Source organism: Candidatus Omnitrophota bacterium (assembly GCA_018894435.1).
GTDB lineage: Bacteria > Omnitrophota > Gorgyraeia > JAHIPI01 > JAHIPI01 > JAHIPI01.
In genome coordinates, this window is record JAHIPI010000067.1 from 1 (window position 1) to 8,417 (window position 8,417).

Below are 8,417 nucleotides of genomic sequence, written 5' to 3' on the forward strand. Positions count from 1 at the left end.
CACCTCACCACTCCATATCTTACAGCGGCCTAATAGGCCGCAGTAATCCGTCGGCCCCCGGTGAAATAACCCTTGCGCATAACGGAGTGCTTTTTCTTGATGAATTTCCGGAATTCCACAGGGATATACTCGCTATGCTGCGTCAGCCCATGGAAGACGGTTTCATTAATATATCGCGAAGTTCCGGATCTATCAGCTACCCTTCCCGCTTCACGCTTGTAGCTGCCCTTAACCCCTGCGTCTGCGGCTATTTTGGCCATCCCAAAAAAGAGTGCCACTGCACCGTACCTATGATCCAGCGCTATATATCTAAAATTTCGGGGCCTCTCTTGGACCGCATAGATATACATCTTGAAGTCCCGCCGCTCAATTATAAACAATTGTCCGAAAATAAAGCCGCGGAGACCTCGAGAGACATCAAAAAAAGGGTTATCCGCGCGCGAGCGATACAGAATAAGCGCTACAAGAATAAGATCCAGCGCGTCAATGCGCTATTAACTCCGAGAGAAATGCAGAAACACTGCACACTAACAAACGAAGCGAGAGAATTGCTTAAACTCGCCATAACAGAGCTGAATCTAAGCGGCAGGGCATATGACAAGGTATTGAAGATCGCGAGAACCATAACGGACTTGGCGGGTGAGGTAGAAATAGGCGCTAGTCATATCGCTGAGGCGATCGGCTACCGTTCGCTCGACCGCCGCATGTGGCTTTCTTTCTAACCAGGTTAGAATTAGGGGGATTAGAAATGGCTATTACAATTACACACGGAAAACGTGAACGGTTCAATTATAAAGGCGCTATACACCATATAACAAGCAAATGTAATAATGGTAAAACTGCGTTTGTAAATAAAACTGATTTTGAAAAATATATTTCAACAGTTAGACAGTGTAAAAGTGAGCATGGCTTTCTATTGCATGATTATACTATGATGCCCAATCACACTCACTTGATAATACGATTGGAACTAACTATTAATATATCTAAAATTATGCAAGCTATAAATAGATGGTACGCAAGATGGTATAATGAGTATCACAAAATAAAGGGCCATTTCTGGGAAGATAGGTTTTATGCGGAACTTATAAAAGATGACCAGCAGTTATTGGCTGTAATGAGATATATCGATTTAAATCCTGTGAGAGCAAAATTGTGCAACCACCCTGCGGACTGGAAACATTCCGGCGCAGGATTTTATCTCAATGGTGCGGAAAATAGCTTAATAGATGTTCCGGATACTTATATGGCTTTAGGCGATGACTGGCAAGAAAGACGCAAGACTTACGCTTCCATCTTCCCTTTTAATCTGGCAAATCTAACCAGGTTAGAATAAGTGGTTTTATTCTTTCCAGAGGCCGCGATTGTTGTCTCTGGCTTCTTGTTGGAGTTCCAGGAATAAATCCTGATATTTGACATTGGGCGGGATGGACAGTATCTGGGCATAACCGGCTTTTATTATCTCGGCGTTCAGCATGCGGCCGTCGGGCAGGTACACATAGGCTAACAGCCGGTTATATCGGTCTCTTTTCTCGACATCAAATTCAAGCCGCACATACTTTTTTGAAGCGAGGCTGTTTGTGAAGCGCGAGGCCTTTTTACCCATATTTATCAGCGTTACAGCATCCTTATCCGTTTTTTTGAGGTCACGTTTAAGCTTGGCGTTCTGCTTACTTTCCGGAGTATCTATGCCTACTAATCTTACCTTTTCGCCGTTTTCCAGTTTTAAAGTATCCCCGTCTATAACATAAGTTACTAATACTTTGTTGTAATCATAGGAGGGCTCAAAAGGTACGCTGAGTTCGAGCTCCTGGTCGCTATAAAAAACACCTCCGGCGAATGCAAAAGATGAGCATAATAAGAAAATTGCCGCAATGACTATTTTTTTCGCCATTATTCTACTTTTATCGCCTCTACCGGGCATTCGCTCGCAACCTGCTTCAGGTCGCAATCGCAGGATTTGTCGCTTTTTACAACCGCTAGATTGTCGCTTCCCATCTCGAAGACTTCCGGACAACCGGCTGCGCATAAGCCGCACCCCGTGCACAATGACGCATCTATTGTTATCTTAGCCACTCCTACCTCCCATTTGAACTATTCTACTGCTATCTCTTCTAAAACTTTGAAATTATCCTGAAAACATACATCTGTAACGAGTTTTGGTATCTTAATCTGGCCGTCATGCGAGCCCTGCTGCACCTTCCTTGATCTATATTCCTCAAAAGTGCCCTGCGGCACCACTTTCAAGACCGGACTGCCGAGGCGCTGCGAGCGCCGCTTTGTATCATACTCAACATTAAGCCTTATAAGCTGATTCTCTATATTTTTAAGCAGCGAAACCTTACCTTCGCGGGACAACTCATTCATAAATTCTACTATAAAAGCGTACCTCGGGATTGCCTGCCATTCTACGCAGGCGGAGAAAAACTGGAGATTCGCCCCAATGAGCCCCGCGGCCTTGTTTACCGCTTCATCTATCTGTATTTCGTAAATCTTCTCCCCTGTTACCGACGAGACTATGGAGCCTTTCTGTACGAATTCTATTACGGGGGTATTCTTATAAAAACCCGACACCCGTATGATATCATCTATATTATAGCGATATAGCCCGCCGGGCGTCGTCAGTATTATGTAATATTCCTTACCCACATCAAGCTGATGCGAAAGCAAAAACCTCTTATCCTTTTTGTCCATTTCGTTGCGCGGGATGAATTCGTAAAAATTGCTGGTTATGGCCAGCGCTCCGCCGCAGCCGGAATCGCACATAGGAATGGAGACGCGCGCTTCGCTTGAAAGATACCCGAAATCCCTTATCGCGGTATTGGGCCCGAAATATTTCGAAAGATATGAAATGTAAACGCCTACGCTCCCGCCTTTCCAGCATTCTATAAGTTTCAGATTCGGCCATATGTCCATGGGTAGCAGCTCACCGTTCCGCTTCCTTGCTAACTCCGAAAGCTCGTCGGCCCTTTTGGGGTTAGGCGTTAGGCGGGCTTCTATCTTTTCCCTTATTTCGCAGCAGACATTCAACTTCTCGTTAAGGGTCCCTAGCCTTATATCCTCTATTATCTGGGCGCCTACTTTTTCCATCCTCTGGCATAATAAAAGTATGGTGCTCGGGTTTAACGTCGCGATCGTGGAAATATTTTCTTCTGCGGCTATCCTCAGTATGCAATAATATTTTGACTCGTAATCGGGTATTTCAAATACTTCGTAAGGTATGGCGTAAAGATTCCTCACGGCTTGCGGCAGATTCCTGTATGCATGGCCGGATTCCGCGCCGAAAGGTATTTTGCTGATAGTAAATCCTTCTTTTTCGGGGCTTACTATGGCAAGTATTTTGCCATCCAGAAGCCCCGGATGGTCACGTAAGGCATAATAAGCCCAAAGATCCATTACATCTTTTTTCTTCCTTCGTGAATATTCCGTAACAGGTATATGCTTAGGCTTCCCCATGGTGCCGCTTGTTACGCCAAAAAGTGTGACCTTATCGGCGGTCAATACATTTTTCTCGCCCCGCATCAGGCAGTCTACGTAAGGGCGCAGCGTTTCGTAGTCGTTTAGCGGTACGCGCGAGCGATAATCATCTATCGAGCGTATATCTCGAAAACCATGCTCCCTGCCATACCTGGTGTTCTTATGACGGCTTAGAAATCCAGCCAATACCTTCTTTTGGCTCGTGAAAGGGTCTTTCAAAGCCCGCTCGAACATATACGCCTTTAAACCATACGCCTTAACTGCTAATGAGGCTATATTCATTTATATTGTCTCCGGATATAATTCTTCTACTACTTGATTATGGCTTCATTCGTGACATACTTCTTTAGGCGCGGCTCATCAACCGTAATCCCAAGCCCGTTGCCGCATAAAAGGCCTGCGCGGCCGCCGTAACCAAACCCGACGTCCTCTTTGATAACATCTTCCAGCAGTAAAAATTTGGCGTACGAGCCTTCTAGGTATTTTATTCCTTTTACGCACGAGGCAAAGTGCCTGCCCGCGGCTGACAAAACACCCGATTCGCCTACCTGACAACCCAACTGATAAGAGATGCCCGACTCTTGGGCAAGTTTTGCTATGTTTAGCGAATTGATCAACCCGCCGCATTTTGATATGCGTATATTAAACATTTTGCAGGCCTTCTCTTCTATAAGTTTCTTTGCGTCATCCAGCGTGCAAAGCGACTCATCCGCCATGACGGGCTCGCGTATCGCATTGCTGACTTTCTTAAGAGAAGCTATATCTCCTTTTTTAACGGGTTGCTCTATCAGGCTAAAATTATACCTTCTCATGGCCGAAAGCCGCTCTATGGCCTCATCCGCGCCCCAAGTGCAATTCGCGTCGAGCCTCAAATTAATATCTCTTCCGCCGAGCGCCCGAACAACCTTTAGCCTGCCTATATCACGATCGTCCCCTACTTTTATCTTTATATCTTTAAATCCATATAACTTGAATTTTAATGCCGAAATACCGGCTTTGAGGGGTGGGACGCTTCCGATTGCCGCGCTATACCTGAGATCATTTACGAGTACCGCTCCCAATGCCTTACTTACAGAGCATTTAAAGACGCGGCCGGCCAAATCCAGCAAAGCAAGTTCAATAGCAGCGCAGCTGGCGCCTTTCAAATCGCCGAAAGAGCTGCCGCAAAAATCTACGACATCCCCAAAAGAATCAAAAGTCTTGCCTAAAAGAGCGCCGGGCAGTAAAGTCTTTAATGAGTCTATTACGGAGGACTGGTCTTCGCCGGTTACGTATCGGCGCGGCAGGGATTCCCCGAAACCGCTAACGCCATTTTCGCTTTCAGCTTTCACAAAAATACTTTCGGAACTCTTCCGGCTCTTTGAGGCATGCCCAAATTTCATCCTGAAGGGTATGTCGACCGCGTATATATCAATTTTTGATACTTTGAACTGCAAGTGGCACTTTCCTTTTCTTTATCCAGCCGCTTATCGCATCTAAAATGGGTGACGTGTCCTCTTCAAAGGGCATTACATGATGGAAATTCGTAAATGTCTTTATGGTCTTATCTTCCGCCGGCAGCGAATCAAACCAGTTATGAATTTTTCTGTTATCCACTATTTCGTCATGGCCGGCAAGAAGCACAAGTACGGGTAAGAAAAGTTCGTTTGATTTGAACGCAAAGTCGTTTTCCATCCGGAGGATCTCTTTGAAGAAACGGCATGTCAATGAGCCGAGCCGCATCTTATCGCTTCTTATGAAATCCAGATACCTACTGTTATCAGTGAACATGCGATCTTTTATAGGTATCTTGAAATATGCCTTCGGGTAAACAAGCGAACATGCTCTTGCCGCAATTTTCGGGCCGGCCTTAAAATCCACCTTTCTATAGATCGCCGGCGACAACAAAATAAGGCCGTCTGGATTGGAATGTCTATTTATAGAATAATTTACCGCCAAGAAAGCGCCCCAGCATATACCCATTATATAAACCCTTTTTGCCGGGTTTTCTTTTTTTACAAAACTGACAGCATCTTCAATATCGTCCAAAAATATATTATAATCCTTTATATCGCCTCTATTTTCGTAATTAAGCCCGGAGCCCCTCCTGTCTATTCCGTATAACGTGAAGCCGCTTTCGGCAAGCTGGGAAGCGAATGAGGAAAACCATCCGGAGTTGGACTCGATGCCGTGAAGATAGACGATGACGTCATCCGGCCCGGGCCATTTCCTGAAATTGAGCATCTTTCCGTCTCTGGCGGCGTATTGGCCTAACGACTCTTTCATCAGCGCACCCACTTTAATACGTTGTCTCGCATTCTTTGCGGCGCGGCTGCATCGCCTGCTGCCGGTGTATAGCCAAAAACTAAGGCAGCATGTATTTTATACTGCGGGGGCAGTCCGAGCAACTCTCTCCCTTGCTTACTCATAGCAAGCATATCTGCCCTTCCTATAAAGCAGCTGCCTATACCCACGGAATTTGCATACAGCATCATATTTTCGGCCGCCAGTGAACAATCTTTTACCGCATATCGGCCCGCTTTCTTCTCGGCTGCTATTAAAATCAGAAGCGGAGCGCCGTAAAAGACGGTGTCTCCGCCTCCTGAAAGCGTCTTTTGGATGGCTGCCACTACGCGCGGATCGCGTAATTCGGGCTGGATAATGCTAAGTAAAGGTAGAAGGCGGGCAATCTTTTCGGTTATGCTGCGGATAATGCCGGATAAACGCAGAATTATTTCTTTATTTGATACAACTATGAATCTCGACGGTTGTTTATTAAGGGCGCTGGGAGCATATCTCGCCGCTTCCAGCATATCCTCTATTATCTCTTCCGGAATGGGCTTATCGACAAAAGCCCTTCTTGACCGACGACTCTTGATGTTCGCCATTATCTCGTTCATGGTTGCACCATCTATAATACATTTTCGGGGACACTCTCCTTGAGAATCACTGCTTATAAGCGACGGAGGGTGTCCCCATATTGTCTTTTTCGCAGTCTATAGTCTTATGGTCCAGCTGCAAGCGCTTTTGGTGCATTTCGCTATGAGTTAAGGGTCTTTTCAAGCCCTTCTCGGATGGTTATCTTGGAGTCGTAACCCAGGTCTCTCATGGTCTTTGAGATATCAAAGTCAAGATTAAGACTTGCGACTTTTATGCGGGCTTTGGTCAGAAAAGGCGGTGTCTGGCTCTTTGTCAATCTTCCATAAAATTCTAATGAATCGGCAATAAGCCTGGCCAGAGGTGTAGGTATAGATTTGTTCGGCCTCTTTATGCCGCGTATATCGGAAATCATATAAACAAAATCGCGCATCGTAACTTTGTCTTTATTGGTAACGTTATATTTCTGGCCGATGGCCTTTTCATTGATGCCCGCTTCTATCAAAACGTCGATAAGATTATCGATATAAACCAGGTTCATAATATTGTTGCCGCTTCCCAAAAAGGCAAACTTGTTATCATCGAGAAGCTTTAACATCCTTGGCAGAAACCGTCTGTCCCTTAAGCCAAAGACAAAGCCGGGCCTTACTATGACGATGGGAAGCCCTTTTCGGCGATGGTAATCCATCACTATCTTTTCCGATTCTATCTTAGTATCGGAATATATATCGCCCGTCATGGTATACGGGGCTTCGGGTGGCGTACTATAATGGTGCCTCATGCCCAATACGGCAAGGCTGCTTACATGAACAAACCGCTTAACGCCCGCGGCCATACTTGCATCCAAAAGGTTTTTCGTGCCGCTTATATTGATTTTGCCGGCTTCTTCCTTAGACAGCCATTCGCCTACCATGGCCGCGCAATGATATACGATATCAACGCCCTCTAGCGCCTTCTTTAATCCCGCCGGATCGTTCATATCCGTCATTACTATCTCGGCATTCAGCTTTGAAAGGCCCTCTGTCTCGCTTGTTTCACGTGCGAGGCATCGCAACTTATGGCCTTTTGACGCCAATCTTTCGGCAAGATGGCTTCCTATGAACCCCGTAGCACCTGTGATAAAAATCAACATACTTCCTCCCTATCTGCGCTCAGGCGGGCTTGTCCGCCTTAGGCGGGCCTGTCCGCCTTAGGCGGGCTTTTTGGCTACCCCCATAGTGAAAAGCAACGGTATGCAGGGGTTGAAAATTTCCTGTGTTACATTTTTAAAGCCGGATTCTTCTAAAATGCGGGCAAATTGACTGCTGTGAAGGTGGTGGACATCCCCTTCATGGGCCTTTACAATGACATCAAAAATGACTCTTCCTAAAAGATTGTCCTTGCAGCCATCTATTATCATAATTTTGCCTTTATTTTTAAGAATACGGTGCATCTCCCTCACAGCCTTCTTTTTGTGGGGGTAATGGTGAAAAGAGTGCGAGCATGTCAGGTAATCAAACTGGTTGTCTTCGTATGGCATATGCTCCACATCGGCTACTCTAAAATCTATTTCGCCGTTAAACTTAGCTTTGGCCGCGCGTATCATATCTGACGAAATATCAAGGCCGTATACACTGGCGTCCTTTTTATAACTTTTAAGTTTCATCGCAAACTCACCGGTACCGCAGCCTACATCCAAAATATTTATATGGCGCGAATCGTGCACTATATTGCTTATAAACATATTGTGAGACCTGCGGAATATAAGAAACTGGAGCAGGCTTCTATCATATTTTTTGGACCAGTCGTCAAAACGTTTTGAAGATTTGCTCTTTATATCCTTGCTTTTTCTCATAAATGCTGCGCGTATATCCACTTTCCCTCCGAACCGAGTATTTTAAATCACCGCTTGCCGCGCTTAAAGCTTTACGCACGTAAGCGTCTTTGCCACTCCTTCTATTTTTAAAATTCTGCTTACTACGATATTGCCGAGCATATCCATGCTGTCGGCTTCTATTTCCGCTATACAATCATAGGGCCCTATCACCGCATCGGCATTCTTTACTTCCCTTATTTCTCTAAGCTGTAACATGGTGCTGGATAAA

Annotated in this window: 11 protein-coding genes; 2 read left to right on the top strand and 9 right to left on the bottom strand. The window is 45.5% G+C overall.

Translation table 11 applies throughout. The features are described 5' to 3' along the window. Positions 1–722, top strand: a 722-nt coding sequence (locus tag KKI13_05215) for an ATP-binding protein (protein ID MBU4488447.1), incomplete at its 5' end; no start/stop codon positions are given. A 26-nt stretch (positions 723–748) separates the two neighbouring features. Beyond that, the gene (locus KKI13_05220; GenBank protein ID MBU4488448.1) at positions 749–1,336 is read left to right on the top strand and encodes a transposase; all 588 of its coding nucleotides are present in this window, start codon (positions 749–751) and stop codon (positions 1,334–1,336) included. A gap of 6 nt (positions 1,337–1,342) precedes the next feature. Here KKI13_05220 and KKI13_05225 read toward each other — a convergent pair whose 3' ends face one another. The 9 genes from KKI13_05225 to KKI13_05265 all read right to left on the bottom strand — a co-directional run bounded on the left by KKI13_05225 (position 1,343) and on the right by KKI13_05265 (position 8,404). Next, a complete protein-coding gene (locus KKI13_05225) occupies positions 1,343–1,894 on the bottom strand; it encodes a thermonuclease family protein (GenBank protein MBU4488449.1) in 552 nt (183 codons plus the stop codon). After that, entirely contained in the window at positions 1,894–2,076 is a 183-nt protein-coding gene (locus KKI13_05230; protein MBU4488450.1) for a ferredoxin, read from the bottom strand. Before KKI13_05230 ends, KKI13_05225 begins: the two co-directional genes overlap by 1 nt. A gap of 18 nt (positions 2,077–2,094) precedes the next feature. Then, the gene (locus tag KKI13_05235) at positions 2,095–3,759 is read right to left on the bottom strand and encodes a GH3 auxin-responsive promoter family protein (GenBank protein ID MBU4488451.1); all 1,665 of its coding nucleotides are present in this window, start codon (positions 3,757–3,759) and stop codon (positions 2,095–2,097) included. 29 nt (positions 3,760–3,788) lie between these two features. Then, complete coding sequence (locus KKI13_05240; protein ID MBU4488452.1) at positions 3,789–4,913, bottom strand: dipeptide epimerase; 1,125 nt, start codon at positions 4,911–4,913, stop codon at positions 3,789–3,791. After that, positions 4,888–5,742 (bottom strand): lysophospholipase, encoded by an 855-nt coding sequence (locus tag KKI13_05245; protein MBU4488453.1) that lies wholly within the window; start codon positions 5,740–5,742, stop codon positions 4,888–4,890. The genes KKI13_05240 and KKI13_05245 overlap by 26 nt, the downstream gene beginning before the upstream one ends. Next, on the bottom strand, positions 5,742–6,356 hold the full coding sequence (locus KKI13_05250) for a nitroreductase family protein (GenBank protein ID MBU4488454.1): 615 nt from the start codon (positions 6,354–6,356) through the stop codon (positions 5,742–5,744). Before KKI13_05250 ends, KKI13_05245 begins: the two co-directional genes overlap by 1 nt. Positions 6,357–6,496: 140 nt before the next feature. Continuing rightward, positions 6,497–7,465 carry an NAD-dependent epimerase/dehydratase family protein gene (locus KKI13_05255; protein ID MBU4488455.1) on the bottom strand — a complete coding sequence of 323 codons (969 nt, stop codon included), beginning with the start codon at positions 7,463–7,465 and terminating at the stop codon, positions 6,497–6,499. Positions 7,466–7,522: 57 nt separating this feature from the next. After that, positions 7,523–8,188 carry a methyltransferase domain-containing protein gene (locus KKI13_05260; protein ID MBU4488456.1) on the bottom strand — a complete coding sequence of 222 codons (666 nt, stop codon included), beginning with the start codon at positions 8,186–8,188 and terminating at the stop codon, positions 7,523–7,525. A 42-nt stretch (positions 8,189–8,230) separates the two neighbouring features. Next, complete coding sequence (locus KKI13_05265; GenBank protein ID MBU4488457.1) at positions 8,231–8,404, bottom strand: Lrp/AsnC ligand binding domain-containing protein; 174 nt, start codon at positions 8,402–8,404, stop codon at positions 8,231–8,233. Between the last annotated feature and the right edge of the window lie 13 nt (positions 8,405–8,417).

Coding starts and splice junctions, on each gene's coding strand:
- KKI13_05220 (MBU4488448.1), top strand. CDS start 749: ATGGCTATTACAATTACACACGGAAAACGTGAACGGTTCAATTATAAA.
- KKI13_05225 (MBU4488449.1), bottom strand. CDS start 1,894: ATGGCGAAAAAAATAGTCATTGCGGCAATTTTCTTATTATGCTCATCT.
- KKI13_05235 (MBU4488451.1), bottom strand. CDS start 3,759: ATGAATATAGCCTCATTAGCAGTTAAGGCGTATGGTTTAAAGGCGTAT.
- KKI13_05245 (MBU4488453.1), bottom strand. CDS start 5,742: ATGAAAGAGTCGTTAGGCCAATACGCCGCCAGAGACGGAAAGATGCTC.
- KKI13_05250 (MBU4488454.1), bottom strand. CDS start 6,356: ATGAACGAGATAATGGCGAACATCAAGAGTCGTCGGTCAAGAAGGGCT.
- KKI13_05255 (MBU4488455.1), bottom strand. CDS start 7,465: ATGTTGATTTTTATCACAGGTGCTACGGGGTTCATAGGAAGCCATCTT.
- KKI13_05265 (MBU4488457.1), bottom strand. CDS start 8,404: ATGTTACAGCTTAGAGAAATAAGGGAAGTAAAGAATGCCGATGCGGTG.